Consider the following 26,336-nt stretch of genomic DNA (forward strand, 5'->3'; position numbering starts at 1 on the left):
ACAGCCCCTCTTTGATCTGCCGTCCACCGGCTTTCACTTGCCACACCACCCTATTACCGGCGCCCCATCATGCCGCCGGAGCACGCACCCGCCATGCCAAGAATTCGCTATTTGCCCCCTACCCTGGCAAGGCTCCATGGCCCTCCCAGCCGCCGCCGCGGCCCGCCCCGCAGCCACGTACCGCAGTCGCACCTGGGCGCTGGCTGGTGGGCGCCCCGCACCAGCCAGCTGGCACGGCACGCAGTGCATGCCGACGGCCTGCCCGCCAGTGCCTACTGGCCTGCGCCGCAGGGATGGCGGGGTCCCGCCCAACCGCGCGTCGCTGCATCGGCAGGGTTGTTGCGCCAGGCCGCACGCCAGGCACAGCACCGGCGCACCGCCACGCGCAGCCCATCATCCAGCCGACCCGTGCGCTCTACATTGCGCAAGCCCAAGGCTGGTTGAGCGCAACGCCTCGGTGGCACTGCTGCTGTCGGTTTACTTTTCAAGCCACCACTGGATGACCACCTTGGCCAGGAAGCCGATGAAGCCCACGCCCAGCCCCAGGAACAGCACGAAGGTGCCGAACCGGCCGGCCTTGGACTCCCACGCCAGCTGGCCGATGATGAACAGCATGTACGCGATGAACGCTCCCACGCCGTAGGTCAGAAAGAAGCCCGAGATCTGCGCCTCAGTGAAGCCGAAGATCACGGCGCCACCCCGCTATCGCGTGGTGCACTCGCGGCGGCATCCCGCTCGGGCAGGCTCGACGCATCGACCAGGTCCCGGTACGCATGCCAGCTGGCGTGACCCAGCATGGGCATCACCGCCACCAGGCCGAGCAGCAGCGAGCCCAGCCCCAGCAGCGTGAAGCCCAGGATCAGCGCCGCCCAGAACGCCATGGGCAGCGGGTTGCACAGCACGGCCTGCCAGCTGGTCAGCACCGCCTGCCGCAGCGTGGCGCGCCGGTCCAGCAGCAGCGGCATGGCCACCACGCTGGAGGCAAAAATCGGCGCCGCCATCAGGCTACCCAGCGCCAGCCAGATCTCGAACAGCCAGCCCTCACGTGCCAGCACCACGTGGCGCAGGAAGTCGAGCGGCGTGGCGATGGGCACGGGCGCCAGCAACGTGATGAGCGCGGCCGACGTCATCACCCAGCCCGTGGCCGCAAAGGCCAGCAAGGCGCCGAACTGCAGCATGCACCAGTAGTCGCTGCCCCATTTGTGGACGTGGTGGTTCTGCCAATTGAGCCAGGTCTTGAGCACCACGCGCAAGTTGGCGGGCTCGCCCCGCTCCAGCGCGCGGCTCAGCGCATACAGGCTGGTGGCCAGCACCGGCGCCACCACCAGAAAGCCCGACAGCGCCCCGGCCAGCAGCCAGAACCGGTGGTGGCCCACCGCCAAGATCGCGGCGCCGAACAGCGCCAGTACCAGCCCGTGCGCAAAGCTCACCCAGCCCGCGCGGGCCATGTCGCGCCAGGCCAACACCAGCCAGGTCATGGGCTGCATGAGCCCGATGGTGCGCACGGCAGGCAAGGCAGGCAGGTCAGGGGGGTTTCGCGGCATGGCCTGCAGTGTGGCCGGGCCGCTGGCCGCGATCAAGGCGGCGGAGGCGGCGTCTGGCGTGTTCTTGACCTGGGACAAGAAAATGCCCCGTCGGGCGGGGCATGGTGCATTGACGGCGCAGCTACAGCGTCAGGCCAGCAGCCGGCACAGTTCGGTCAGGTTGCTCACCGTAGCGTGCGGCGGCGTGTCGTACGGCCAGGCGGCTTCGGCAGGGTTGAGCCACACGGCCTGCATGCCGGCATCCATGGCGCCGCATGCATCCAGCGTGGCGTCGTCGCCCACGTGCAGTACCTCGTGCGGCTGCACCTGCACGGCCTGCGCAGCCGCCTGGAAGATGCGTGCATCGGGCTTGGCCACACCGAGCACCGACGCGCTCAGGCTGTCCTTGAAGTAATGGCCGATGCCCACCTTGTGGATGTCGGCATTGCCGTTGGACACTGCCACCACCGGGTAGCGCGACGACAGGAAGGCCAGCGTATCGTGCGCATCGTCGAACAGCGTCACGCGCTGGCGCTCGGCAAAGAACAGATCGAACGCAGGCTCGGCCAGTGCGCCATCGTCGCCCGCCTGGGTCAGTGCCAGGCGGATGGATTCGCGGCGCAGCGCGCTCAGGTCGTGCTGCAGGTCGGGCCGCAGGTTCACCATCTGGTTGCGGATGGCGCGCAGCGCCTCGGTGCTCTGGAACAGGCGCGCCGTGGCGGGCGCATGCTCGGTCATCCACTGCAGCAGCACGGCTTCGGCCCGCTCGATGGTGGGCCAGATGGGCCACAGCGTGTCGTCCAGGTCGATGGTGATGGCGCGGATGCGGGGGATGTCCAGGGAGGGAGTCAGCACGGGGGCGCACCTGCAGAAAATCAGCGTGGGTGGAGGGCCCGGCGGAGGGCCGGACTGCGATGGCACAGCATAACGCAGCGATTTGCTGCGGCGGATTGACTGCGCTGTGCAAGGCTTCGACAAGCTCAGCCCGAACGGTGTGGTGGGTTGGTAGGGCGCACCCGCCGCCATTCACTCTGAACACTCCACCCTTCACGCTCAACAACCGCCACTGCCGTTCACGCTCAACAAACCCCAAAAACCGTTCACGCTGAGCCTGTCGAAGCGCTGCGCGAGGCTTCGACAAGCTCAGCCCGAACGGTATGGGGCGAACGGTATGGGGCGGATGGTACGGGCAGGCTGGTACCGGGTAGGCGGTATGCGATCGAATAATGGACCGCCAATCCCGATCACACACCCAGTGACGACCCACGCACGATCAGCGTGCCCGGCAGAAGGTTCTCACGCACGGCCCCCTGCAGCCCGCCAATGCGCTCCAGCAGGCACTGGGCGGCGCGCTGGCCGATGGCGTCGGTCGGCTGGGCCACGGTGCTCAACCCCGGGCGAATCAGCGGCGCCCATTCGGGGTCGTCAAAACCCACAAAGCCCAGCTCCTGCCCAAAGGTCCACTGCAGCCGCGCCACCGCCGCCGCCACGCGTAGCGTGACGACCGAGTTGCCGGCCACTACGGCGCAGCGCACCTTTGAACCCTCGCGTTCGCGGAATTCTGCGAGCGCCCGGGCCAGGGCGTCCTCGCCCTGCTGCGCATCGATCTCCAGCACCTCGCCGCGCACCTTTGGGCCCTGCGCCGCGATGCACGCCCGAAACGCTGCGGTGCGCTCCAGCCGCGAGCTCACGCCCTGCAAGGGCTGGGTGACATACAGCAGGCTCTGCCAGCCCTGCTCCACCAGGTGCGCGCAGGTTTCGCGCATAGCGGCTTCGTTGTCCAGCGCCACAAAATCTGCGGCGAGGCCCGCGTGCCGGCGGTCCACCAGCACCGCGGGCTTGCCGTGCAGCGTGTTCACGTCGGCCAGGCCCTCGCCCTGCCCCAGCGTGTTGAGGATGAATCCGTCCACCTGGTAGCTCGCCAGCGCATCGATGGCCGCGCGCTCGCGTTCGCGGTCGTTGCCCAGGTTGAACAGCATCACCAGGTAGCCCGCCTCCTGGCACGCCTTTTCGGCGCCGCGCAGCACGGCCACCGAGTACGGGTTGGTGATGTCGGCCACCACCAGGCCGATGAGGCGCGAGCGGCCGTGGCTGAGCGCCTGGGCCATGGGGCTGGGTACATAGGCCAGCTTGGCGATGGCGGCCTCGACACGCGCGGCGATGTCGGGGCTGAGCAGGCGCTCGCGGTGGTTGAAGTAGCGCGACACCGTGGCCTTGGACACGCCGGCCTCGGCCGCGACATCGGCGATGGTGGCGCGGGCGCGGGGCGTGCCGGGTGTCGCGGATGGTGCGGGTGTCGGTGAGGTCATGCTTGCGCGGCGTTATACACGGCGGCAGGCCGCTCACCGGCCAGCGCCTGCAGCAAGTTGGTGGTGGCCAGCACGGCCATGGCGTGGCGCGTGCCATGCGTGGCCGAGCCGATGTGCGGCAGCGGCGTCACGCGCGGGTGGGTGCGCAGGGGCGAGTCGAGCGGCAGCGGCTCGGTGGCAAACACATCCAGGCCCGCTGCGCGCAGCGTGCCGTGGTCCAGCGCGTGCAGCAGGTCCTGCTCCACCACCGTGGCGCCGCGCCCGCCGTTGATGAAGATGGCGCCGGGCTTCATGGCTGCAAAGACGTCGGCATTGACCAGGCCCCGCGTGCTGCCAGACAGCGGCAGCATGGCCACCACAAAGTCGGACTGCGCCAGCAGCTCGGCCAGCGGCACGTGCGCAGCCTTGCCCACCAGTTCAGGCGCCGTGGCGGCCAGGTCCACCGGCCGGCGCGCGTGGTAGACCACGGGCATGCCAAAGCCCAGCGCCGCACGGCGCGCGATGGCCTGGCCGATGCGGCCAAAGCCCAGCAGCCCCAGCGTCTTGCCATGCACATCGCTGCCGAACAGGTCTTCGCCGATGTTCTTCGTCCAGCAGCCCTTTCGCACCAGTTGCGCCAGCTCCACCACGCGGCGGCTGGTGGCCATGAGCAGGGCGAATACGGTGTCGGCCACGGTTTCGTCCAGTACGCCGGGCGTGTGGCACAGCACGATGCCGCGCGCCTGCAGTGCGTCGAGGGCGTAGTTGTCCACGCCCACCGACACGCTGGAGACCACCTCCAGCCGGGGCGCCCGCGCGAGCAGCGCGGCATCGACGGGGTAGCTCGACCCGATGAGCCCCTGCGCCTGGCCGAGCGCTGCGTCGAACAGTGCACGCGCTTCGGGCTTGCGCGGGTTGGCCACCGTCACGTCGTGCAGGGCCTGAAGGCGCGCCAGTTGGTCGGGCGGCAGTTCACGAAAGACCAGCACCTTCTTGCGCTCGGGCTTGCCCTGCACCGCCGATGCGGACACGTTCACAGGCCTGCCTCCTGCAGCTGCACCCGCGTGGGCAGGCCTTCGGTGTCGCCCAGCACCTGCACTGCCCGCGCGCCAATCCAGGCGCCGCGGCGCACGGCGGCGGGCACGGGCAAGCCTTCGAGCAGTGCGCTGATGACGCCCACCGCAAAGCCATCACCCGCGCCCACGGTGTCCACCACCTGGGCCACGGGCACGCCGGGCACGCGGCCGGTGCCGGCCACGTCGCTGTCGTAGTAGGCGCCCTCGCGGCCCAGCTTCACAACCACCAGCTTGGCGCCCCGATCGCGGTAGAAGCGCGCCACGCCTTCGGGCGTGGTTTCGCCGGTCAGGAACACGCCCTCTTCCATGCCCGGCAGCACCCAGTCGGCATATCCGGCCAAGGTGTTGATCCAGTGGCGCATGGCCTCGGGCGATGCCCAGAGCGTGGGGCGCAGGTTGGGGTCGAACGAAATGGTGCGGCCTGCGGCGCGCGCCACCTCCAGCGTGCGGATGGCGGCCTGCAGGCTGGTGTCCGAGATGGCCGCGAACACGCCCGTGGCGTGCAGGTGGCGCGCAGACCGCAGCCAGGGCTCGTCCACATCGGCTGGGCCCATCTGGCTGGCGGCCGAGCCTTTGCGGTGGTATTCGACCTGCGGGTCGCGCCCGTCGGTCACGCGCTCCTTGAACTGAAAGCCCGTGCGCTGGGTGGCGTCGCACACCACGTGCGAGCAGTCGATGCCTTCGCCGCGCATGGCGGCCAGCAGCGCGCGGCCCATGGAGTCGGTGCCCAGGCGGCTGGCCCAGCCCACCTTCAGGCCCAGGCGTGCCAGGCCAATGGCCACATTGGTCTCGGCCCCGGCGGTGCGCTTGTGAAAACCCGTGGCGTTCTCCAGCGGTCCGGGCTCGTTGGCCACCAGCAGCAGCATGGCCTCGCCGAACAGCGCCACGTCGAAAGCGGTGTCGTTGGATTTGGAAATAGCGCCGCTCATGCAGCACCTCGCACGGCACGGATGAAGTCCACCTGCTCGCGCGTGACGGCCACCAGGTCGTCGCCCACCAGCGGGTATTCGATGGCATGCGGCGCATCGGCCGGCAGCGCGCGCAGCACGGCGCGCCAGGGCGCCACTGACTCGGCCAGTGGTACCGCAATCCACTTGGCCGGCAGGCGCTGCACGCCCTTGCAGTGCACGTAGCGCACATGGGGCGCGAGGGCCTGCGCGGCCTGCAGCGGGCATTCGCCCTGCCAGTGCCAGTTGCCCATGTCGAAGGTCATGCCCAGGTCGAGCCCGGCCTGCGCCTGCGCGGCAAAGAACGCCTGCAGGACGGCCAGCGTGCCGGCGGTGGCGGTCTGGTCGTTCTCGATGACCAGCTCCACCTGCGGGGCCGCCGCCAGCAGCGCCTTCAGCTGCTGCAGCGATGCCTGCGATGACGGCAAGCCAGCATCAAAGCCGCCTATGGACATCTTCAGCCGCGGTGCGTGCAGCACCTTCGATGCGTGAATGCCGCGCTGCAGGGCAGCTTCGTCGAGCAGACCGTCGTGGGTCCACAGCCCTTCGGGGCTGGAGTACACCGCGGCCCGGCCGGCCAGCGCAGGCAGCTCAGAGGCGGCATCGCGCAGCAGCTCGCCGCGCACCTCCACGCCGTCGGCGCCCGCCTGGCGGGCCAGGCCGGTGCACCACAGCTGGCCGTGGCGCCCGGTTTCGGCCGCGCCGAAGGAGGACAGGGAAATCAATACCTTCATGGGTGTTCTTTCAAGCCCGTGGGTAGGACTTTCACAGGGCTTTCACAGGGCTTGGTGTCTGTCGGGACTTGCGCCGCCAACGCTCAGCCCATTCAGTGGGCGTTGTGCGAGCTCAATATCTGGCCCAGGAACTGGCGCGTCTTCTCATGCTGCGGCTGGCCGAAGAACTGCGCCGGCGGGGCCTGCTCCAGAATTTTTCCTTCGGCCATGAAGATCACGCGGTCGGCCACGCTGCGCGCAAAGCCCATCTCGTGCGTCACACACAGCATGGTCATGCCGTCCTCGGCCAGGCCGATCATGGTGTCCAGCACTTCCTTGACCATCTCCGGGTCCAGCGCCGACGTGGGCTCGTCGAACAGCATCACCTTGGGGGCCATGCACAGCGCGCGCGCGATGGCCACGCGCTGCTGCTGCCCGCCCGACAACTGGCTGGGGTGTTTGTGCGCCTGCTCCGGGATGCGCACCCGCGTGAGGTACTTCATGGCGACCTCTTCCGCTTCCGCCTTGCCCATGCCGCGCGAGCGCATGGGCGCCAGCGTGCAGTTCTCGAGGATGGTGAGGTGCGGGAACAGGTTGAACTGCTGGAACACCATGCCCACCTCGGCACGCACCGCGTCCACGTTCTTGCCGCCAGCGGTCAGCTCGATGCCGTCGACCACGATGCGGCCCTTTTGCACCGTCTCCAGCCGGTTGATGCAGCGGATAAGCGTGGACTTGCCCGAGCCCGACGGCCCGCAGATCACGATGCGCTCGCCGGCGCGCACCGACAGGTCGATGTCGGTCAGCACCTGAAAGCTGTCGTACCACTTGTTGACACCCTCCATCGTGATGATGGGGGGTGCACCGGCGGTGGTCGTCGTCGTGGCTGCGTCCGTCATTGTCAAAGGCTCCTGGGGTGGCTGGGGCTCACGCTCAAGCGATATGGATTACTGAAGCTTGGGCAGATCCGCGCCCAGCCACTTCTGATACAGCTTGTTCAGCTCGCCATTGGCCGTGTTGCGCGCCACGAAGTCGTTCACGGCCTTGGTCAGTTCGTCCGGGCCGGGGCGCAGGGCGATGCCCATGGCCTGCTGCAGCAGGTTGAACTTGTTCTCGAAGGTGTTGGCGGGCACGCGCTTGGCGATCTGTGCTGCCACGGTGACCGAGCAGCCGATGGCATCGACCTGGCCGGAGATCAGCGCCTGCATGGCCGATGCGTCGTCGTCGAAGCGGCGGATCTCTGTGCCCTCGGGCGCGGCCTTGGTCACGGCCACATCCTGCGTGCTGGCACGGGCCACGCCCACGCGCACGCCCTTCAGGTCCGCCGCGCTCTTGATGGCGCTGCCGGTCTTGCCGTACAGCACGATGGTGGCGGCCGCATACGGCTGCGAGAACTGCACCTGCTTGGCCCGCTCGGGCGTGATGGCGAGCGACGCCACCAGCACGTCGACCTTGTTGGTCAGCAAAAACGGAATGCGGTTGGGGCCGGTGACGGGCACGATGTTGGCTTTGACGCCCAGCTCCTTGGCCAGCAGCTTGGCCACGTCGGCGTCGTAGCCGTCAGGCTGGTTCTGCGCGTTGGTCGTGCCGTAGGGCGGAAAGTCCACCAGCATGCCGATGGTGAGCTCGCCCTTCTTCTTGATGTCGGCCACGGACTGTGCCGAGGCCAGCGGCGCAAACGCCGTGAGCGCGGCGCCCAGGCCCAGTGCGGCCAAGGCGGTGGTGACGGTGCGGCGGTGCAGAGAAAAGGTCATGGCATGTCTCCAGGTAGTGGTTATGAACGAGAGATAAAAAAGCAATAAATGAACGAAGGCGCTGTTGGCGTTGGCGGCGCTGCCATCAGCGCGCCAGCGCCCGGGCCCGCTTGCGCTCCATGCGCGCCGCCAGCAGCGACAGCGGCCAGCAGATCACGAAGTACAGCGCCGCCACGGTCGTGAACACATGCAGCGGCTGGAAGGTCGCGTTGTTGATGATCTGCCCGGCCCGCGTGATCTCGGTGAAACCGATGATGGCGGCCAGCGATGTCCCCTTGATGATCTGCACCGTGTAGCCCACGGTGGGCGGCAGCGCGATCTTGAAAGCCTGCGGCAGCACCACGAAGCGCATGCGGTTGATGTAGCTCAGGTTCAGGGCCTGCGCGGCCTCCCACTGGCCGCGCGGCACCGCTTCGATGCAGCCGCGCCAGATCTCGGCCAGGAACGCCGCGCTGTTGAGCACCAGCGCCACACCCGCCGCCACCCAGGGGTTGATGTCCAGGCCCAGCACCGGAGCGCCGAAGAAGATCAAAAACAGCTGCAGCAGCAGCGGCGTGCCCTGAAACACCTGGATGAACACCCGCGACGCATTGCGCGCCACGGCGTTTTCAGACGTGCGCGACAGCGCCACCACCAGGCCCAGCAGCGCGCCGCCGACGAACGCGATGGCCGACAGCGCCAGCGTCCACTGCGCGGCCTGCACGATGAAGAGGAATTCGGAGAGTCCGAAGGTACGCATGACTTGATTTCCTCAGCGACGGTCGGGGTAGTTGAGCGCGCGCTGGTAGATCAGCTTGAACAGCGCCGAGAACGACAGCGCCAGCGCCAGGTAGATCACCGCCACCACGATGTAGATCTCGAAGCTGCGAAACGTCTGCGACTGCAGGTTGGCCGCCACCGACGTCAGGTCGTCCGCCGAGATCACCGACACCACGGCCGAGCTGAGCATCAGCAAAATGAACTGGCTGGTGAGCGCGGGGTAGATGGCCTTGAGCGCGGGCTTCAGGATGACGAAGCGAAAGATCTCCCAAGGCTTCAGGTTGAGCGCCTTGCCCGCCTCGATCTGCCCCTTGGGAATGGACTCGATGCCCGCCCGCACGATCTCCGCCGCGTACGCGCCCAGGTTGACCACCATCGCGGTCAGCGCCGCCGTGTAGGGCGACCAGCGCAGGCCGATGGAGGGCAGCGCGAAGAAGAAGAAAAACAGCTGCACGATGAACGGCGTGTTGCGGATGACCTCGATGTACGCATTGATCAAGAACCGCAGCCACGCGGGCCCGCCCGTCTTGCCCCAGGCGCAGAACACGGCCACCACCAGCCCCAGCACCGTGGCGGTGAGCGACAGCTGCACGGTGATCCGCGTGCCTTTGAGCAGCAGCGGCCATGCGGCAAAAACGGCGTCGAACTGGAACTGGTAATTCACGGCGTGGGTGGTTCGGATGGGATGCGCAGAGTTTATGAAACCGGTTTCATAGCCGCATCGGGGATTACCCGACTGCCGTCAAAACGGCCCCTGCGATGACGCCGAAGCCCTGTTCGACACCAGGCACCACGCGTGGGCGAAAATGCCGCATGCCCTCCTTCCGCCCCGAACCCCCTTACACCCACGGCCAGGCCGAGCGAACCGCAGTGCTGCTGTGCAACCTGGGCACGCCCGACGCAGCCACCGCGCCCGCCGTGCGGCGCTACCTGGCGCAGTTCCTGGGCGACCACCGCGTGGTGGAGATCCCCAGGCTGGCGTGGCTGCCCATCCTGCACGGCATCATCCTGCGCACCCGCCCTGCCAAGTCGGCCGCCAAATACGCCAGCGTCTGGACGGCCGAGGGCTCGCCCCTGGCGGTGTGGACAGCCAGGCAGGCCACGCTGCTGCGCGGCTGGCTGGGCGAGGCCGGGCACGCGGTGCTGGTGCGCCACGCCATGCGCTACGGCAACCCCTCCATCGACAGCCAGCTCGACGCCTTAAAGGCCGAAGGCGCCACGCGCATCCTGATCCTGCCGCTGTACCCGCAGTACTCCGGCACCACCACCGCCAGTCTGTTCGACGCGGTGTACGCCTGGGCCGCACGCACCCGCCACGTGCCCGAGCTGCGTTTCGTCAACCGCTACCACGACGCCCCCGGCTACATCGACGCGCTGGCCCGCACCATCGAAACCCACTGGAAGCACCACGGCCAGCCCGACCAGCTGGTGATGAGCTTTCATGGCGTGCCCGAGCGCACCCTGCACCTGGGCGACCCCTACCACTGCGAGGCCCGCAAGACCGGCCGCCTGCTGGCCGAGCGCCTGGGCCTGCGCGAAGAGCGCTACCGCATCACCTTCCAGTCGCGCTTTGGCAAGGCCAAGTGGCTGGAGCCCTACACCCAGCCCACCATCGAGGCGCTGGGCAAGGCCGGCACGCGGCGCGTGGACGTGGTGTGCCCGGGCTTTACCAGCGACTGCCTGGAGACGCTGGAAGAAATCAACATGGAAGTGCGCGAGGCTTTCCTGCACGCGGGCGGCCAGGAGTTTCACTACATCCCGTGCCTGAACGACAACAACCACTGGATCACCGCCCTGTCGCGCATCGCCCAGCAGCACCTGGCCGGCTGGCCCACCGAGATGCCCGGCGCCGCAGCCCTGGCCGACGCCAAAAGCCGTGCGCTGGCCGGTGGCGCCCCTGCGGGCCAGTGCCCGGTGGCGCGCGGCTGAGGCCCAGGCCCGCACGCGGTCTGACCGTGGCCCGCTCAGACCAGCGCCCAGACCGCCCTTCGGATTACTACCATTTTGATAGCTGCTACCACCCTACCATCCAGCGGCAGGCAGCTATTTGACTTCATAACCCCAAGCAGGCGCCGTGTGACGCACCCGCCTGCCGCCCGCCCGCCCCCATGCCCGCCTTGCCCCTTGCTCCCCACCAGCTGCGGCTGACCATCGACCCCGCCACCCTCGGCTTTGCCAGCACCGCCGAGCTGCAGGACCTGCCCCTGCCCTGGATCGGCCAGGAGCGCGCCCACGCCGCCGCGCAGTTCGGGCTGAACATGCTGCAGCCCGACTACCACCTGTTCGTGCTGGGCGAAGTGGGCAGCGGCCGTGCGTCGCTGCTGCGCCAGGCCATGCAGACGGCCGCCGCCGCACGGCCCGTGCCGCCCGACCTGTGCTACCTGCACAACTTCGACCAGCCCGACCGCCCCCGTGCCCTGCGCCTGCCGCCCGGCCAGGGCCGCGTGCTGCGCCAACGCATGGCCGACATGGGCAAGAACCTGCAGGCCGACATCCCGCGCCGCCTGGCCAGCCCCGACTTCAAGGCCGACGCCGAACGCATCGAGCAGGCCTGGCAAGAGCAGGAGCGCAGCGCGTTCGCCACGCTCGACGCCTTTGCCGAAGCCCGCCAGGTGCGCCTGTCGCGCGAGAACGGGCAGATGGTGTTCACCCTCATCGGCCCCGGCGGCCTGCCGCTGTCCGAAGCCGAAGCCCGCGCCCTGCCCCGCGAGCGCCGCGCCGAGATCGACACCGCCGAACACGCGCTGCGCGCCGAGATCACCCGCTTCATCGAGACCACCCGCCCGCTGGAGCGCGCGCGCGACGAGGCCCTGGCCCAGTTGCGCCGCCAGACCGTGCAGCCGCTGGTGCAACACGCCCTGCACGACATCCGCCAGGGCCTGAGCGAGCCCATCATCAAGGACGCCGTGAAGCTGGGCCAGTGGCTGGACCAGGTAGAACACGCCGTGCTGCAGAACATCGACCTCTTCGAGATCGGCGACGACAGCGATGCTGGCGACGACCGCAATGACCGGAACGGCAACGACGGCAGCAGCAACAGCAGCAACAGCGAAGACGCCGAGCAGGACCGCCAGGACGCGCTCGACGACCTGCTGGCGCGCTGCAGCGTGAACCTGGTGGTGGACCACCACGGCCAGACCACCGCCCCCGTGCTGGTGGAAGACCACCCCACCCTGCGCAGCCTGTTCGGCGGCATCGAGCACGGCAGCGAATCCGACACCGTGCAGGCCGACCATGCCGCCATCCACGCGGGCAGCTTGCTCAAGGCCCACGGCGGCTTCATCCTGCTGCACCTGTACGACCTGGCCGCCGAAGAAGGCCTGTGGGCGCGCCTGCGTCGCTTTCTGCGCTGCGGCCGGCTGCAGATCGACGAAGGCAATGCCGGATCACATGCAGGCGGCGGTGGTGGCGGCGGAGGCGGTGGTGCTGCCGCGGCCCTGCAGCCCGAGCCCGTGGATGTGGACGTCAAGATCGTGCTCATCGGGTCGGTGGACGAGTACTACGCCATGCAGGAGTCCGACCCCGACGCCGCACGCCGCTTTCGGGCCAAGGTGGACTTTGCCGAGCGCTTTGCCGCCACGCCCGCCACGCGCCAGGCCACCGCGATCTTCGTGGCGCACAGCTGCCAGCGGCGCGGCCTGCCCCACTTTGCGGCCGGCGCCGTGGCCCTGCTGCTGGAGCAGACCCACCGCGACGCCGACGACCAGGGCCGCCAGAGCGCGCTGTTCGCCCACACCGAGGCCCTGCTCATCGAAAGCGCCGCCCTGTGCCGCGCCCGCGGCGGCGCGCTGGTGGAGGCGCCCGACGTCGCTGCCGCGCTGGCCGCCCAGCGCCTGCGCCACAACTACCCCGAAGAGCAGCTGCACGAATCCATCACCGAGGGCGAGCGCCTGATCACCCTGCAGGGCGCCGTCACCGGCCAGATCAACGCCATGACGCAGATCGACCTGGGCGACTACCGGTTCGGCTTTCCGGTGCGCATCACCGCGCGCACCTTTGCCGGGCAAGAGGGCCTGCTCAACATCGAGCGCGAGGTCGACATGTCCGGCCCCATCCACGACAAGGGCGTGCTCATCCTGCACAGCTACCTGACCGCGTTGTTCAGCCACGTGGCGCCGCTGGCGCTCAATGCGTCCATCGTGTTCGAGCAGGAATACAGCGGCGTGGAGGGCGACTCCGCATCGTGCGCCGAGCTCTACGCCCTGCTGTCCAGCCTGTCGGGCCTGCCCCTGCACCAGGGCATCGCCGTGACCGGCGCGCTGAACCAGCACGGCGAGGTGCTGCCCGTGGGCGGCATCAACGAAAAGATCGAAGGCTGGTTCCAGGCCTGCGTGTCCGCCGGCCTGGACGGCACCCAGGGCGTGCTGATCCCCACCCGCAACCGCCGCCACCTGATGCTGGACCGCAGCGTGCTCGACGCCGTGGAGCGCGGCCTGTTCCGCGTGTACACCATGGGGCATGTGAGCGAGGGCATTGCGTTGCTGACGGGGGAGGCATCGGGCATGAGTCCGGCGGAGTTGCTCGAAGCCCTGGCGGATGCGGGCGGGAGTGCTGACCCGCGTGCGGGCGATGCAGGTGGGCAGGCGACCGCGGTGGAAGCCACGGTGCTGCAGCGGGCGGAGCAGACGCTGCGGGCGTATCGGAAGGCTTGCCAGAGTGCGGGGCATACAAGCCGTGGCAGACGCGCGCGGGGGCGGTAACGAGCGCGGTGCCACGCTCGCTGGCGGCAGCTTTGCGGCGGGTGCTGTCATTGGTTTTCGACATTTCTACTGCCGCTTGCTCGTGCAAAGCTGTCGTATTGGTCACGGGCCATCTGGTGTTGAAAGGTATTTGTTTCCATGGTGATTCGCACGGTCCAGGGTGTTTTGGCGGCTCCTTTGATGCCGACTCCCATCAACGACAAACTGGGTGCTGGGCCTGCGCGATGAACGCCACCAGCCATCTTGCTGGCGGCGCTTGACCGGGCGAGCAAGGACAGGCTCATGGAACTAGTCGACCGTACTGCAGGTCAGGCGTCATCCCCCTTGAACGCCCGCAGTTGCTTGAAGAGCAGTGGGGCGAGCAGTGCCACCAGAGCGAGCGACAGCAGTGCGGCCGATCCAGGATGCTTGAAGAACACCCAGGGATCACCCAAGCTGATCTGCAGGGCTCGCCGAAACTGGCTCTCGGCCATAGGTCCGAGGATCAGGCCCACGATCATGGGGGCTAAGGGGTAATCCCAGCAGCGCATCAGGTACCCAGTTACACCGAACGCCACCAGCAGACCCAGCTCAGTCAATGAAGGATTGGCAGCCAGTGTTCCCATTGCTGCGAATACCAAGATGCCTGCGTACAACCACGGCTGCGGTATGGAGAGCAATTTGACCCACAGGCCCACCAAAGGCAGGTTGAGCACCAGCAGCATGAGGTTGCCCACCATAAAGCTGGCAATCAGGCCCCACACCAAGTCAGCGTTGGTGATGAACAGCAGCGGACCGGGGACCAACCCGTATTGCTGAAAACCGGCCAACATCATGGCGGCAGTGGCTGAGGTGGGTAGCCCGAGTGCAAGCAGAGGCACCATGGTGCCGGTGGCTGCAGCATTGTTGGCCGACTCCGGACCTGCAACGCCTTCGATGGCGCCGCGCCCGAACTCCTCGGGTTTCGCCGCAAGCTTGCGTTCGATGGTGTATGAAAGAAGCGTGGGCACCTCGGCACCGCCGGCCGGCAGCGCGCCGATGGGGAAGCCCAGGCCAATGCCGCGCAACCATGGTTTCCACGATCTCTTCCATTCCTCCTTAGTCATCCAGAGTGAGCCGCGCACGGCTTCCACCTTGTCAGCGATGCCAGAAAAACGCGAGGCCACGTGCATGGATTCGCCAATGGCAAACAATCCCACCGCCATGGTGGTGACGGAAATTCCATCGAGCAGGTTGGGGATGTCGAAAGCAAGCCGCCCTTGGCCGGTGAGTTTGTCAATACCCACCAGGCCAAACACCAGTCCCAGCGCCAAGCTGGTGAGTCCACGAAGCACGGAGTCGCCGAAGGTTGCGGACACAGTGATGAATGCCAGAACCATGAGCGCAAAGTAGTCCCAGGGGCCAAACGAGACTGCGAGCTCCACAATGAGCGGCGCCAGAAGCGCCAGCCCAACGCTGGCAATGGACCCGGCCACAAATGAGCCGATGGCGGCGGTGGACAACGCGGCTCCGGCTCGCCCTGCCTTGGCCATACTATGGCCCTCGATGGCGGTCGCGATGGAGGCAGCTTCACCTGGCGTGTTGAGCAGGATTGCGGTGGTGGAGCTACCGTACATCGCGCCGAAGTAGATCCCGGCAAACATGATGATCGACCCAGTTGGGTCCAGTTTGAACGTGACCGGAAGGAGCAGCGCCACCGTGAGCGATGGACTGATGCCAGGCAAAATGCCGACCAGCGTACCCAGAAGCACGCCGATCCCGGCAAACACCAGATTGCCGGGTTGGAGGGCCACGGCCAAGCCGGTCCACAAAAGATTTAAAGTTTCCATGGGAATCAATTCAGGCCAGCAGCAGTCGCTCAAAAGGACCCGCGGGCAGCGACAGCGATAACACCCTGGCGAAGAAGAAAAATACGAGGGTGGTCAGCACAAAGCCGAGGCCCACCGAGCGAACGCCCAGAGGCTGCCCAAAGGCGCGCGCAGTACTGACGAACAATGCTGTGGCTCCGAGGACGAAGCCGCCACCGAAATGCACCGACGCGCCCAGCGCCACGAGACCACCCAGAATCCAGGCGAGCCCGGCAGGGTTGGTTACAGGAGACACATCGCGCGGGGTGACGCCCTCCTCGACCTCAGGCACGCGACGGCCCCAGGCCAGCACTCCGTGGGCCACACCCAGGCCCCCGACGAACAAGGCAACTATCCGCATGGCTGCCGCAGGCCCAACGCCGACCGTCACCTGTTCCGGCAATCTATTGGCGTCCAGCCATATAAGCAGGGCCAACGCCAGCAGGGCCAGGGCAATCCCGGCCAGCGTTCGCCAGCCGGGGCCAAAAGTGTGTGAGTCAGTGTTCATGTCATTTTTCCAATGCCGCTATGCGACGCAAAAATCAATCGGGGCGACTACCCTCTTCCTGAGTACCTGTGGAACGGCTCCGCCGGCCACAGGGTGAGGACGTCTTCTGAAGGAAGCGGCGCAGCGGCTCACAGGAGTTACTTCACAAGACCTATGGTGGTTAGCACGTCTTTCACGCTGACCTGTTCGCGCTTGAGTTCCGCGGCGAACGCATCGGCGTTCAGGTAGGCGTCGTCCCAGCCGCGTTGCTTGCGTACTGCAGCCCACTCAGGTGACTTCACCGCTTTTTCCACCGCAGCGGACAGGGCCGCCTTCTGAGCGGCGCTGATACCGGGGCCCGCGACGATGCCTCGCCAGTTCATCAGCTCCACGTCCAGGCCTTGCTCCTTGATGGTGGGCACGTCAACGCCAGCCATGCGCGCGCCCGACGACAGTGCAAGCGCACGCAGCTTGCCCGCCTTGATCATGCTTTCGAACTCGTTGTAGCCGGAGATGCCGGCTGTCACACGCCCCCCAAGCATTTCGGCCAGGGCTTCGCCACCGCCCGAGAAAGGCACGTAGTTCAGCTTGGTCGCGTCGCCACCTGCTGCCTTGGCCACCAGGCCCGCCAGGATGTGATCGGCACCACCAGCCGAGCCACCGGCCCAGACCACCTTGGACGTGTCGGCCTTGAGCGCTGCAGCCAGATCCTTGACGGTCTTATGTGGCGAATTGGCTGGCACCACGATCACCAAAGCGTCACCGGTCAGCCGGGCGATGGGCGTGACAGCATCCAGCGTCACCTGAGCCTTGTTGGTCAGGATCGCGCCGACCATAGTGATTCCCATGGTCAGTAACTGGTTGCCGTCACCCTTGGAACCGTTGACGAACTGGGCTAGGCCAACCGTTCCGCCCGCACCGGGCACGTTGACGACCTGCACCGACTTGGCGGTGCCTGTGGCGATCATCACCTGTTGCAGTGCGCGCGAAGCACCGTCCCAGCCGCCGCCAGCACCGGCAGGAGCGGTGATCTTGAGGTCCAGCGTTGTCTGGGCGTGAGACTGAGGCAAGGCGGTAACGGACACCCACACGGCTGCGGCCATGGCGAAGGTGCGTCGATTTAGCAAGAGGCTATTCATTGATCTCTCCTGGGGTTTTCGGGAACGAGGTGACGGGACTGCCGTGACTTAGAGCCGAGGCTTTAGGGGGTGGACAACTGCAGGGCGTACGGTGGAACGGTCGCCAAAAATGGGGCCTAGGGTTAACGCTTGATTGCATTTTAAGAATAACAAATGCAAAATAGAAATCATGGAAAACACCTACTCACCCGACTCTGCGCGTTTGGCGGTCGGGTCCAGCACCTTCCGTTGCGTGGATCTGAGCGCGCGCTACGGAGCTCGCTACATGCGGCTGCCCGTCGTGCTTCGCCTGCTGTTGGAGAACATTGCGCGGGAGACCGAAGGCACGGAGCGCGAGGTAGCGGAGGCTGCGGTGCTGGCATGGTTGCACACGGGCCGAAGCGAGGCAGAGGTGCCGTATCAACCAGGCCGCGTTTTGATGCACGACACCACCAGCACGCCCGCCCTGGTGGACATTGCCGCCATGCGCGATGCACTGGCCGAAGCCGGTGTGGACCCGCGCGTGCTCAACCCAGTGTTGCCGGTGGACGTGTCCGTGGACCACTCGCTGGCTGTGGAGGCCTATGCAACGCCTGGCGCACGCACGGACAATCTGCAGATCGAAATCCGCCGCAACGCAGAGCGCTACCGCTTTCTGCGCTGGGCCTCGAAGGCCCTGGACCGCGTGCGCATCCACCCGCCGGGGACGGGGATCATGCACACCATCAACCTCGAACAGCTGGCCACGGTAGTGACCACAGTGGAGCGCGGCGGTGAGACGTGGGCCGTGCCTGACATGATGCTTGGCACCGACAGCCACACTCCGATGGTCAACGGAATTGGTGTGCTGGGTTGGGGCGTGGGCGGGCTAGAGGCGCAAACGGTGATGTTCGGCATGCCGACCATGCTGCGTGTGCCGGATGTGATCGGCGTGAAGTTGACCGGACGGCTGATGGGCGCTGCCCAGGCCACCGACTTGGCGCTGACGGTCACGCAGCGGCTGCGCGCGCTGGGCGTGGCGGGCGAGTTTGTCGAGTTTTACGGTCCGGGTGTTTCGACCCTGAGCGCTGGAGAGCGCTGCGTGGTCGCCAACATGGCGCCAGAATATGGCGCCACCACCGGTTTCTTCCCGGTCGACGGGAAGACGCTCGACTATCTGCGCGGTACGGGCCGCAGCGAAGAGCACATTGCGCTGGTGGAGGCTTACTGCCGCCACAACGGGCTGTGGTTTGCTCCAGAGGCCGAACCGCGCTTCACCAACACGATCACCATTGCGCTGGACCAGATCGGCGTACAGGTCGCGGGCCCGCGCCGCCCGCAGGACCTACTGGATCACACGCAAACCGGCGAAGCACTGGCCCAATTGGGCTTTGAGCCAGCAATTGCCCGAGAACGGCTTGCCTCACTGCCTGTTTTCCCGGTAGCGCTGGCCGCCATCACCAGTTGCACCAATACATCCGACCCCGCCCTGCTGATCGCCGCTGGCTTGCTAGCCCAGGCCGCGCGAGCGCGAGGGTTGAAAGTGCCAGCGTGGGTCAAGACCTCGCTCGCGCCCGGGTCGCCGGCCTCTGTGGATTACCTGCGTCGCTGCAGGCTGGACGAAGCGCTGGCGGCGGTGGGCTTCGACATCGTGGGCTTCGGCTGTACCACCTGCATCGGCAACTCCGGCCCACTGCCCGAGGCAGTGGCCCTGGCCCAGCAACAGGGTGCGGTGAAGGCGGTGGCCATTCTTTCGGGTAACCGTAACTTTCCCGGACGCGTGCACCCTGATATCGAAGCCGCATTCATCATGTCGCCGCTGCTGGTGGTGGCCTTCGCGCTGGCGGGGGATGCCGCGCGCAACCTTCGCGACGAAGCGCTTGGCATAGGCAGTGATGGCCAACCGGTTTTCCTGCGTGAGCTGATGCCCACGCGTGAAGCCATCGACGCGGCCTTGAAAACAGCCCTGGACCCTCTGGACTTTCGCCGGGCCTTCGACATTGCCAGCGCCAACCCCCTGTGGCACGCTTTGGAAGCGCCCGATACGCCGGTCTTCCCCTGGAGCGACGCATCGAACGCGCTGCGCCGCCCGCCATTTGCCTCCCTATCAGAACGCTCGCAGCTGGGGCACTACACGGCGTTTCCATTGCTGGTGGTGGGTGACGACGTCACCACCGACCACATCTCGCCTGCCAGTGCGATCCCCAAGAGCAGCCTGGTGGCGGACTTTCTGGTTGCGCGCGGCGACGACCGCAACGACCTTAACGTATTCGCCTCGCGCCGCGGCAACTGGGAGGTGATGGTGCGCGCCGCCTTCCATAGCAAGACTCTGGTCAACCTGCTGGCGCCGAAGGCGCCGGTGGCGCATACCCTGCACGTACCCAGCGGCCAGATCGCGCCGATCTGGGAGGTGGCACAGCGATACCGCGACGCAGGCGATTCCGTGGTAATGGTGGCCGGCGAACGCTATGGCACAGGCTCCTCCAGGGACTGGGCGGCCAAGGGCCAGCGCTTGTTGGGCATCCGCGCCGTGCTGGCGGCGAGCTTCGAGCGCATCCACCGTTCCAACCTGATCGGCATGGGAATCCTGCCGCTCAAGTTCGCGCCAGGCGATCACCCGGCGACCCTGAGTCTGGTGCCTGGCGACCGGCTGGAGGTACGGGCCGATCCTGCCGACCTGAAGCCGCGCGCGCGTGTGGCCGTGGTGCTCCACCGCGCCGATGGGTCTACCCACTCTCTGACGGCAACGGTTGCCGTCGAAACGCAGCTGGAGGTACGACTGTTGAAACAGGGCGGCGTGATCCCAACCATCTTGCGCGAGCAACTGGCCGCACACGCAGCGGTGGCCGCAACCTGATGCCGCGACAGGGGGCTGCGTGCGCTTTACGATGTCAGACCATGAGTGTTGACAAAACCATCGTTCTTCGCGTGCTTGAACTGATCCGCCACGACCAGCTTGCCCCGGGCGCGCACCTGCCCGCGCAGATGCTCGCCGACCGTTTGCGCGTATCGCGCTCTCCCATCAATGAAGCGCTGATCTACCTGCACGAACAAGGTCTATTGCAGCGCGAGCGCAACCGGGGTTTTTTTGTTGGTGAGGGCATCCACGCACCCACCGAAGAGATCAACCGTCGACTGGGCCTGGAAGGCCAGGACGCCGGCACCCGCTTGTACTTCCAGGTGGCCGAAGACCGGCTCAAGGGCGAGTTGCCCGAAGAGGTCACAGAAGTCCTGCTCAAGACCCGCTATGGACTCACTCCTGCGCAACTGCAGGCCCTGCTGGGCCGCATTGCCAAGGAGGGCTGGATCGAGAAGAAGCCCGGCTACGGCTGGGCCTTCTCGCCCATGCTCACCACACCCGACAGCCTCCTGCAGTCCTATCGCCTGCGCTTCGCACTGGAGCCCGCCGCCCTGCTGGAGCCGGGCTACAGGCTCGACAGCCAAGTGCTGGCTCGCTGCCGCGCGGCCGAGGTGCATCTGCTCGAAGGCGGAATCGAGACCGACTCGGCGGACCAATTGCACGACCGCGGCGTGAATTTCCACGAGTCGCTGGTTGCGGCTTCTGGCAACGCCTTTTTCATCGACGCGATCCGTCGCGTCAACCGGGTACGGCGCCTGCTTTCCTACCGCTCCATGCAGGACCGCCAGCGCTATCCGGAGCATTGCCGCCAGCACCTCCATCTGCTTGAACTTCTGGAACAAGGCCGCAACGCTGACGCGGCTGCGGCCATGCGCGAGCACCTGGGCGCAACCCTCACCAACCTCGCCAAGATCAGCGAACTGCTGGCACGCAGTTGACGCATCCCCTGGCCTTTTCCCGCATCCCTTCGCATGAACACCATCACCGACACTCTCCGCTCGGCCTTCGCCCCCACCGGACGCCTGCGCGCCTCCATCAATCTTGGCAACCCCATCCTGGCCCACCGCAATGCTGACACCGGCGAAGTCGGTGGTGTGTCTGTAGACATGGCGCGCCTGCTGGCACAGCGATTGGGCCTACCGATGGATCTGGTGGTGTTCGACGCGGCGGGCAAGTCAGTCGAAGCGGTGATGGCCGAAGAGGCCGACTTCGGCTTTTTCGCAGTGGATCCGGTGCGCGGCCAGGGCATCGCTTTCACCGCGCCCTACGTACTGATCGAAGGCAGCTACATGGTCCGCACCGCGTCGCCGCTGCACGCCAATCGCGATGTAGACCGTGCCGGCATCCGCGTGGTGGTGGGCAAGGGCAGCGCCTACGACCTGTACCTTACACGAGAACTCAAGGCCGCGGCGATCGAACGTGCACCCACCTCGCCCACTGTGATCGATGTATTCGTGCAAACGCAGGCCGATGTGGCCGCGGGGGTCAGGCAGCAGTTGGAATCGGATTTGAGTCGCTTCCCTGGTCACCGCATCCTGCCCGGCCATTTCATGGTCATCCAGCAAGCCATGGGATGCCCCAAGGTCCGCCCCGCAGAAGTAGCAGCTTACCTGGCATCTTTTGTGGAAGAGATGAAAGCATCTGGATTCGTGGCAGAAGCCCTGCGACGACATTGCATCGAGGGCGCGGCCGTGGCACCTGCGGTTAAAGCCTGAGCCCCTTAGGCATAGGGGAGGCCACGCGCGAAGCGCGGACGCACCGCGCGCCAACGCATCACGGTCTTGAAAGTCGATAAAGCCACAGACAACTTGGGCTTGGTCTAGGCCTCGGGCGCTGAGATTTCTCGAATGTCTGCTTCTGATCGCAACAGTGGTTCAACGACCGCGGGCTTAACGTCAGCAACCAGCTTAAAGCTGCCATGTCCGGACTCGGCTCTGCAGTGTCTGGAGTCAGTCGCCGGTTTCGCTTGTGCTCGCGCTGAATGCAGCGAAGCGACTGTTGGGCGCTTCGACTTTCCCCGGCCCGAGTGGCGCTGGAGAAGGTACTGCTGCCATATCGTTTCGCGACTCAACTGGTACCGCGGAACCGACCGCTTCTCAGTATCTTAGACTGACGGTTTTGACTCGTAGCGGTCGGTGGCGACCAAAGGAAAGCAGTCGGTCAACGTTGATTGCCGTCATTCACGTTCGACGGGCTGAGCAACTGCTTCGATCATGACCTGCCAATCGACCAACGACTCGTCAGTGGTTTATGGCGCTAGCCTGCCCAAAACCCCTCCCATACTTGATCTGGTGTGGTTGACTTTGCTATCCGTTGGCTTCACCTGATTCCCTTTTCGCGACAGCCCTGCATGCCTATCACTCTCACGACGTCCGCAAAACTACTGCAACTGCTGCCCGAGGCGGTGGTGCAGACCGATGCGGTGTGGGAGATCACTTATTTGAATCCGGCGTGGACAACACTCACCGGCCATTCGGTGGAGGCAGCGCTCGGCAGGTCTCTGCTTGAATTTGTGCATGCCGGCGACATTGGCACCATGCGCTCGGGCATGCCGGTGTTCCGGTTGCGATTTGCCGACGCGAACTATCGCTGGGTGCGTCTGAAACTCCACCCGGAGACGGATGCGCAGGAGCGGGTGATCAGCCGCCAGGGTGTGCTGATCGAGATCAACGAGGTCACCGAGCAGGTGCTGGTGGAGATTCGCCAGCGCTTCTTGCGCCTGCTGGAAACCATTGACGGCGTAGTGTGGGAAGCTGAAATCGGCGTGGGCAATACTTTCCTGAGCCCCCAGGTCGAACGCTTGTTCGGCTACTCCGTGGAGGAGTGGCGGTCTGACCCGGGCTTCTGGCGGGCGCATGTGCATCCCGACGACCTGGAGGCTGCCTTGATGATCGACGATGCCGCCTACAACGCGACGCACAGCTATGCCTACGAGATGAGTTATCGGCTGATTGCGAAATCCGGCAAGGTCGTGTGGGTGCGCGATCTGTGCCGCGCAGTGGTCGAGCCGGGGCGGCCGAACCGCATGATCGGTCTGATGATCGACGTCACCCGGCAGAAGAACACCGAACTGGAGTTGTTGCGCTCCGAAAACCGCTATTCGCTGGCGACCCTCGGATCCAATGACGGCATCTGGTACTGGGACTTGCGAACCGACGCCCTGCATGTGTCCGGGCGCTTTCACCAGATCGTCGGGCTGGGTAGCGGCGATCATGTACACGACGGTGGCTGGAGCTTTCTGGAGCAACTCATCGATCCCGAAGATCGCGTGCGCGTGCAGGTGGCCTACCGCAGGCATCTGTCGGGGAACAGCCCGAACTTTTCGGTGGATTTCCGCGCGTTCCACGCGGCTGGACGGCTGGTGTGGGTCAATTGGCGCGGGCTCGCCGAGTTTGAAGACGGCGTTGCGGTGCGCATGGCGGGCTCGTTGATCGATCTGGCTGACCGTGGCAGTTCCTTCGATGCGCTGACCAGCTTGCCTGGCCGGCCGTTGTTCCGCGATCGCCTCGCGAATCTCATGGCGCTGCACCAGAACGAGGCTGCGAATGGTGATGGCGTGCCAACGCGCGATGGAACCACAATGTTCGCCGTGCTGCTGCTGGATCTCAACGGGTTCAAGGCCGTCAATGACAACTACGGACATCATGTGGGCGACCGGCTGTTGCAGCAGGTGGCGCGGCGGCTCGAATCCTGCGTGCGGGCGGTTGATATGGTCGCCCGCATGAGTGGCGACGAATTCAATGTGCTGTTGGAGTCCATTGATCCCGCTGAGGCCAGCAACCGCGCCCATCAGATCGCCGCCGCCCTCGCAGCGCCTTATGTGGTCGGCGAACACACCGTGATCAGTGGCGCGAGCATTGGACTTGTCAGCAGTGCATCCGGGCTGGCGACGGTGGACGACTACCTGCGCGCCGCAGACAGCGCGATGTACCGCGCCAAAAGTCAGTCATCGGGCGTGTGCGTGTTTCAATAAAAGGTGTCAGAGACGCCCTTCACGTTTCAAAGAGAACCGCTCTGACCGAAGGCACCCTTGCGCCTGCGCAGACGCACGATCTGGATCGTGAGTCCCACGACAAGCGACGCAAGCAGCGCGATGTGTACGCCCTGGAGCAGCGGCGATTGAAGGCTCGACACGACAGGATCGCCGGGCGGAAGGCGTCTCAGCGTCTCAGTCGCGGTGGGCACCATCAGCAGGAAGAACGTCAGCGTGAGTGCGATGGTCTCGATATAGCTTGAAGCCCGCTTCAAAGCCGGGAGATGTCCGACGCCATACCCGACCGCCAGGAACAGGAGCGTCAGCGCACCGACGGCATACCCGGCCGCCTGGTGAGTCACCAGAAACACCGTGCCTGCGCCGATCAGCATGCAGACCAGATAGAGCACGCCGAGACGTGACCGCGGCACGATCCTTCCGCTGCGCGCGAACATGTAGATGGCGGCGGGGATGGCAGGCAGGCTGCCCAGCGTGTGCAGCCAACCGATGAGGGAGATTCCAGACATGGGGTTTCCTGTGGTGGGTCAATTGGGAACATCTGCGCGATTCGGTGGCACGACAGCCACGCGCGATCACGCTGCGGGAGATTTCTCAAGGCGTTGAAGCAACGGGCCGACGATCGTGGTGAACACCGCCGGATCTCCGTAGGCGCGGGCTGAGAACATGGCGCCGTGGACCGTGGCGATGAATGCTTCAGCCTCGGCGGCGTCAGTCCCTTTCAAGTGCACAGACTTCTGCCGCATGCCGGCCCGCAGGACCTGCTCTAGCCAAGCCGACAGGGCATTGAAGTGCGCACGAACCTCCAGCGCCACAGCCTCCGGAAGAATGGGCATCTGGCTTGCGAGCAACGCGCAGATGCACAGGGGCGCACTGCCGTCCGAGATGCATTTTTGCCAATACCCCACGTAGGCGCGAAGCTGTGCCAGCGCATCCGGCACGCTCTCGCTCAACGCCGCCATGCCAGCCGCAGCCTCCTCGCGGTACTGCTTGACCAGCACCTGCACCAACTCCGCCTTGCTCGGAAAGTGATGATGGATGCTGGCGTTGCGGATGCCGACCACCTTGGCGATGTCGGCGTAGCTAAAGCTGTCATAGCCGCCCGCCACGAGCAGCGTCCTCGCGGTTCTCAAAATGTCTGCAGCGGTGTCTGATGTAGCCATGAGTGCAGTCTACCTACTAGTAGATAGATATGTCAATACGGACTGATCAGAAAGACGCGAGGTGACGATCAACGGTGCGCGCACGTCGTAGCGCTCGCACCGCGATGTAGGGCTGCGACGGAGAAGTTGGCCGCAACCGGGTGCTTGCCGCGACGCACAGCAGGGCCGCAATCGGGCCACTGCCGCCAATGCGCCTGCGGCGCGGTGCTCACACGCCGCCTACGCCTCCACACCCAACGACACAGCCACATCCACCAGCTGCTGCCTCACCCACGCATGCGCCGGGTCGCCGTGAAACCGCTCGTGCCAGATCATGGCCGGTGACAACGGCGCCACCTGCAGCGGCAAGTCCAGCAGCGCCAGCGGAAGCCTCTTGGCCATCAAACGTGCAAACCGGCTGGGCAGGGTCAGGACCATGTCGCTGTCTGCAACCAGCATGGCGGCCGCCAGAAAGTGCGGCACCCGCAGCGCGACGTGGCGGGTCAGCCCCTGGGCTGAGAGGGCGACATCCACAGCGCTCTCTCCCACGCCTGAAATCGTCACCGCAACATGGCGCAGTGCCACGTAACGGTCCAGCCCGAAGGCACCTTGCGCCGCAGGGTGGCCGGCCCGCACCACGCACACCATGCTGTCGGTATAGAGCCCCCGCCGATGCAGGCTGCCGGGCAGCGCATCAAAGATACCCAGCGCCAGGTCTGCGGTGCCTTGTTCGATCAGCCGCACGTTGTCGCCGGCGGGCTGCGCGATGTGCAGGCTCAACGCGGGCGCTTGGCGCTCCAGGCGCGCTACCAGGCCGGCCAGCACCACGATGCTCAGGTGGTCGTGCGCGGCGATGGTGATGCGGCCTGTGGCCGCGGCGGGGTCGAAGACCGCGGGCGACACGATGCCGCGTGCATCGTCCAGCAGCTTGCTCACCGGGCCTGCCAAGGCTTCGCCGCGCGGCGTCAGGTCCAGCCCTAGCTTGCCGCGCACCACCAGCTGGTCGCCCAGCATGCGGCGCAGGCGCCCCAGTGCCCGGCTGGCGGCCGGTTGGCTCAAGCCCAGGCGCAGGCCTGCCTGGGTCACGCTGCGCTCGCGAACGAGTGCTTCAAACAGCTTGAGCAGGTTGAGGTCGACCATCGACAAATCCACTGGGTGCATTCTCGGTATGCC

General features: G+C 66.1%; 24 protein-coding genes. 6 read left to right on the forward strand and 18 right to left on the reverse strand.

Annotation, left to right across the window (positions count from 1 at the left end):
• Positions 1 to 477: 477 nt before the first annotated feature.
• From ASF16_RS16885 to ASF16_RS16935, 11 genes are all read right to left on the reverse strand, one after another.
• Complete coding sequence (locus tag ASF16_RS16885; protein ID WP_056169798.1) at positions 478 to 690, reverse strand: DUF2788 domain-containing protein; 213 nt, start codon at positions 688 to 690, stop codon at positions 478 to 480.
• Positions 687 to 1,544, reverse strand: coding sequence for a DUF2189 domain-containing protein (locus ASF16_RS16890; RefSeq protein ID WP_056170662.1), 858 nt, complete (start codon positions 1,542 to 1,544; stop codon positions 687 to 689). The genes ASF16_RS16885 and ASF16_RS16890 overlap by 4 nt, the downstream gene beginning before the upstream one ends.
• A 129-nt stretch (positions 1,545 to 1,673) precedes the next feature.
• Positions 1,674 to 2,378, reverse strand: coding sequence for an HAD-IA family hydrolase (locus ASF16_RS16895; RefSeq protein WP_156372117.1), 705 nt, complete (start codon positions 2,376 to 2,378; stop codon positions 1,674 to 1,676).
• 389 nt (positions 2,379 to 2,767) lie between these two features.
• Positions 2,768 to 3,832, reverse strand: a complete 1,065-nt coding sequence (locus tag ASF16_RS16900; RefSeq protein WP_056169803.1) for a LacI family DNA-binding transcriptional regulator — start codon at positions 3,830 to 3,832, stop codon at positions 2,768 to 2,770.
• A complete protein-coding gene (locus tag ASF16_RS16905) occupies positions 3,829 to 4,848 on the reverse strand; it encodes a D-glycerate dehydrogenase (RefSeq protein ID WP_235507415.1) in 1,020 nt (339 codons plus the stop codon). The genes ASF16_RS16900 and ASF16_RS16905 overlap by 4 nt, the downstream gene beginning before the upstream one ends.
• Positions 4,845 to 5,816: a sugar kinase gene (locus tag ASF16_RS16910; protein WP_056169807.1), complete on the reverse strand. Its 972-nt coding sequence runs from the start codon at positions 5,814 to 5,816 to the stop codon at positions 4,845 to 4,847. Before ASF16_RS16910 ends, ASF16_RS16905 begins: the two co-directional genes overlap by 4 nt.
• Positions 5,813 to 6,568 carry a sugar phosphate isomerase/epimerase gene (locus ASF16_RS16915; RefSeq protein WP_056169810.1) on the reverse strand — a complete coding sequence of 252 codons (756 nt, stop codon included), beginning with the start codon at positions 6,566 to 6,568 and terminating at the stop codon, positions 5,813 to 5,815. Before ASF16_RS16915 ends, ASF16_RS16910 begins: the two co-directional genes overlap by 4 nt.
• 92 nt (positions 6,569 to 6,660) lie before the next feature.
• Positions 6,661 to 7,446, reverse strand: coding sequence for an amino acid ABC transporter ATP-binding protein (locus tag ASF16_RS16920; RefSeq protein ID WP_056169813.1), 786 nt, complete (start codon positions 7,444 to 7,446; stop codon positions 6,661 to 6,663).
• Between the two features lie 48 nt (positions 7,447 to 7,494).
• Complete coding sequence (locus ASF16_RS16925) at positions 7,495 to 8,301, reverse strand: transporter substrate-binding domain-containing protein (protein WP_056169816.1); 807 nt, start codon at positions 8,299 to 8,301, stop codon at positions 7,495 to 7,497.
• 85 nt (positions 8,302 to 8,386) lie between these two features.
• Entirely contained in the window at positions 8,387 to 9,040 is a 654-nt protein-coding gene (locus ASF16_RS16930; protein ID WP_056169818.1) for an amino acid ABC transporter permease, read from the reverse strand.
• Positions 9,041 to 9,052: 12 nt separating this feature from the next.
• A complete protein-coding gene (locus ASF16_RS16935) occupies positions 9,053 to 9,724 on the reverse strand; it encodes an amino acid ABC transporter permease (protein ID WP_056169820.1) in 672 nt (223 codons plus the stop codon).
• A gap of 149 nt (positions 9,725 to 9,873) precedes the next feature.
• Here ASF16_RS16935 and hemH point away from each other — a divergent pair, with 149 nt between their 5' ends.
• Both hemH and ASF16_RS16945 read left to right on the forward strand, forming a co-directional pair.
• Positions 9,874 to 10,989 (forward strand): ferrochelatase, encoded by a 1,116-nt coding sequence (gene hemH, locus ASF16_RS16940; RefSeq protein ID WP_056169823.1) that lies wholly within the window; start codon positions 9,874 to 9,876, stop codon positions 10,987 to 10,989.
• 179 nt (positions 10,990 to 11,168) lie between these two features.
• Complete coding sequence (locus ASF16_RS16945; RefSeq protein ID WP_056169826.1) at positions 11,169 to 13,760, forward strand: Lon protease family protein; 2,592 nt, start codon at positions 11,169 to 11,171, stop codon at positions 13,758 to 13,760.
• 47 nt (positions 13,761 to 13,807) lie between these two features.
• Here ASF16_RS16945 and ASF16_RS26240 read toward each other — a convergent pair whose 3' ends face one another.
• The 4 genes from ASF16_RS26240 to ASF16_RS16960 form a co-directional block, all read right to left on the reverse strand.
• Positions 13,808 to 14,044, reverse strand: a complete 237-nt coding sequence (locus ASF16_RS26240) for a hypothetical protein (protein ID WP_156372118.1) — start codon at positions 14,042 to 14,044, stop codon at positions 13,808 to 13,810.
• Between the two features lie 24 nt (positions 14,045 to 14,068).
• The gene (locus tag ASF16_RS16950; protein ID WP_056170672.1) at positions 14,069 to 15,568 is read right to left on the reverse strand and encodes a tripartite tricarboxylate transporter permease; all 1,500 of its coding nucleotides are present in this window, start codon (positions 15,566 to 15,568) and stop codon (positions 14,069 to 14,071) included.
• 10 nt (positions 15,569 to 15,578) lie between these two features.
• A complete protein-coding gene (locus ASF16_RS16955; protein WP_056169829.1) occupies positions 15,579 to 16,094 on the reverse strand; it encodes a tripartite tricarboxylate transporter TctB family protein in 516 nt (171 codons plus the stop codon).
• A 137-nt stretch (positions 16,095 to 16,231) separates the two neighbouring features.
• Positions 16,232 to 17,212 carry a tripartite tricarboxylate transporter substrate binding protein gene (locus ASF16_RS16960; RefSeq protein ID WP_056169832.1) on the reverse strand — a complete coding sequence of 327 codons (981 nt, stop codon included), beginning with the start codon at positions 17,210 to 17,212 and terminating at the stop codon, positions 16,232 to 16,234.
• A gap of 169 nt (positions 17,213 to 17,381) precedes the next feature.
• Here ASF16_RS16960 and acnA point away from each other — a divergent pair, with 169 nt between their 5' ends.
• The 4 genes from acnA to ASF16_RS16980 all read left to right on the forward strand — a co-directional run bounded on the left by acnA (position 17,382) and on the right by ASF16_RS16980 (position 24,003).
• Positions 17,382 to 20,027 (forward strand): aconitate hydratase AcnA, encoded by a 2,646-nt coding sequence (acnA, locus tag ASF16_RS16965; RefSeq protein ID WP_056169836.1) that lies wholly within the window; start codon positions 17,382 to 17,384, stop codon positions 20,025 to 20,027.
• A gap of 41 nt (positions 20,028 to 20,068) precedes the next feature.
• A complete protein-coding gene (locus ASF16_RS16970) occupies positions 20,069 to 20,968 on the forward strand; it encodes a GntR family transcriptional regulator (protein ID WP_056169840.1) in 900 nt (299 codons plus the stop codon).
• Positions 20,969 to 21,001: 33 nt separating this feature from the next.
• Positions 21,002 to 21,745: an ABC transporter substrate-binding protein gene (locus ASF16_RS16975; protein ID WP_056169843.1), complete on the forward strand. Its 744-nt coding sequence runs from the start codon at positions 21,002 to 21,004 to the stop codon at positions 21,743 to 21,745.
• Between the two features lie 635 nt (positions 21,746 to 22,380).
• Positions 22,381 to 24,003 carry a sensor domain-containing diguanylate cyclase gene (locus ASF16_RS16980; RefSeq protein ID WP_056169846.1) on the forward strand — a complete coding sequence of 541 codons (1,623 nt, stop codon included), beginning with the start codon at positions 22,381 to 22,383 and terminating at the stop codon, positions 24,001 to 24,003.
• A gap of 26 nt (positions 24,004 to 24,029) precedes the next feature.
• Here the strand turns inward: ASF16_RS16980 and ASF16_RS16985 are convergent, their stop codons facing one another.
• The 3 genes from ASF16_RS16985 to ASF16_RS16995 form a co-directional block, all read right to left on the reverse strand.
• Positions 24,030 to 24,530 (reverse strand): hypothetical protein, encoded by a 501-nt coding sequence (locus ASF16_RS16985; RefSeq protein WP_056169849.1) that lies wholly within the window; start codon positions 24,528 to 24,530, stop codon positions 24,030 to 24,032.
• Between the two features lie 66 nt (positions 24,531 to 24,596).
• A complete protein-coding gene (locus tag ASF16_RS16990; protein WP_056169852.1) occupies positions 24,597 to 25,184 on the reverse strand; it encodes a TetR/AcrR family transcriptional regulator in 588 nt (195 codons plus the stop codon).
• A 219-nt stretch (positions 25,185 to 25,403) separates the two neighbouring features.
• Positions 25,404 to 26,324 (reverse strand): LysR family transcriptional regulator, encoded by a 921-nt coding sequence (locus ASF16_RS16995; RefSeq protein ID WP_056169855.1) that lies wholly within the window; start codon positions 26,322 to 26,324, stop codon positions 25,404 to 25,406.
• Between the last annotated feature and the right edge of the window lie 12 nt (positions 26,325 to 26,336).

It is taken from the genome of Acidovorax sp. Leaf78 (assembly GCF_001422735.1).
Classification (GTDB): domain Bacteria; phylum Pseudomonadota; class Gammaproteobacteria; order Burkholderiales; family Burkholderiaceae_C; genus Acidovorax.

What these genes read in the sequence shown, in the direction of transcription:
- ASF16_RS16995 (WP_056169855.1), bottom strand. Translation starts at nt 26,324, where the DNA reads ATGCACCCAGTGGATTTGTCGATGGTCGACCTCAACCTGCTCAAGCTG.
- ASF16_RS16900 (WP_056169803.1), bottom strand. Translation starts at nt 3,832, where the DNA reads ATGACCTCACCGACACCCGCACCATCCGCGACACCCGGCACGCCCCGC.
- ASF16_RS16980 (WP_056169846.1), top strand. Translation starts at nt 22,381, where the DNA reads ATGCCTATCACTCTCACGACGTCCGCAAAACTACTGCAACTGCTGCCC.
- ASF16_RS16925 (WP_056169816.1), bottom strand. Translation starts at nt 8,301, where the DNA reads ATGACCTTTTCTCTGCACCGCCGCACCGTCACCACCGCCTTGGCCGCA.
- acnA (WP_056169836.1), top strand. Translation starts at nt 17,382, where the DNA reads ATGGAAAACACCTACTCACCCGACTCTGCGCGTTTGGCGGTCGGGTCC.
- ASF16_RS16910 (WP_056169807.1), bottom strand. Translation starts at nt 5,816, where the DNA reads ATGAGCGGCGCTATTTCCAAATCCAACGACACCGCTTTCGACGTGGCG.
- ASF16_RS16960 (WP_056169832.1), bottom strand. Translation starts at nt 17,212, where the DNA reads ATGAATAGCCTCTTGCTAAATCGACGCACCTTCGCCATGGCCGCAGCC.
- ASF16_RS16950 (WP_056170672.1), bottom strand. Translation starts at nt 15,568, where the DNA reads ATGGAAACTTTAAATCTTTTGTGGACCGGCTTGGCCGTGGCCCTCCAA.
- ASF16_RS16945 (WP_056169826.1), top strand. Translation starts at nt 11,169, where the DNA reads ATGCCCGCCTTGCCCCTTGCTCCCCACCAGCTGCGGCTGACCATCGAC.
- ASF16_RS16920 (WP_056169813.1), bottom strand. Translation starts at nt 7,446, where the DNA reads ATGACGGACGCAGCCACGACGACGACCACCGCCGGTGCACCCCCCATC.
- ASF16_RS26240 (WP_156372118.1), bottom strand. Translation starts at nt 14,044, where the DNA reads ATGAGCCTGTCCTTGCTCGCCCGGTCAAGCGCCGCCAGCAAGATGGCT.
- ASF16_RS16985 (WP_056169849.1), bottom strand. Translation starts at nt 24,530, where the DNA reads ATGTCTGGAATCTCCCTCATCGGTTGGCTGCACACGCTGGGCAGCCTG.
- ASF16_RS16915 (WP_056169810.1), bottom strand. Translation starts at nt 6,568, where the DNA reads ATGAAGGTATTGATTTCCCTGTCCTCCTTCGGCGCGGCCGAAACCGGG.
- ASF16_RS16890 (WP_056170662.1), bottom strand. Translation starts at nt 1,544, where the DNA reads ATGCCGCGAAACCCCCCTGACCTGCCTGCCTTGCCTGCCGTGCGCACC.
- ASF16_RS16990 (WP_056169852.1), bottom strand. Translation starts at nt 25,184, where the DNA reads ATGGCTACATCAGACACCGCTGCAGACATTTTGAGAACCGCGAGGACG.
- hemH (WP_056169823.1), top strand. Translation starts at nt 9,874, where the DNA reads ATGCCCTCCTTCCGCCCCGAACCCCCTTACACCCACGGCCAGGCCGAG.
- ASF16_RS16930 (WP_056169818.1), bottom strand. Translation starts at nt 9,040, where the DNA reads ATGCGTACCTTCGGACTCTCCGAATTCCTCTTCATCGTGCAGGCCGCG.
- ASF16_RS16975 (WP_056169843.1), top strand. Translation starts at nt 21,002, where the DNA reads ATGAACACCATCACCGACACTCTCCGCTCGGCCTTCGCCCCCACCGGA.
- ASF16_RS16970 (WP_056169840.1), top strand. Translation starts at nt 20,069, where the DNA reads ATGAGTGTTGACAAAACCATCGTTCTTCGCGTGCTTGAACTGATCCGC.
- ASF16_RS16955 (WP_056169829.1), bottom strand. Translation starts at nt 16,094, where the DNA reads ATGAACACTGACTCACACACTTTTGGCCCCGGCTGGCGAACGCTGGCC.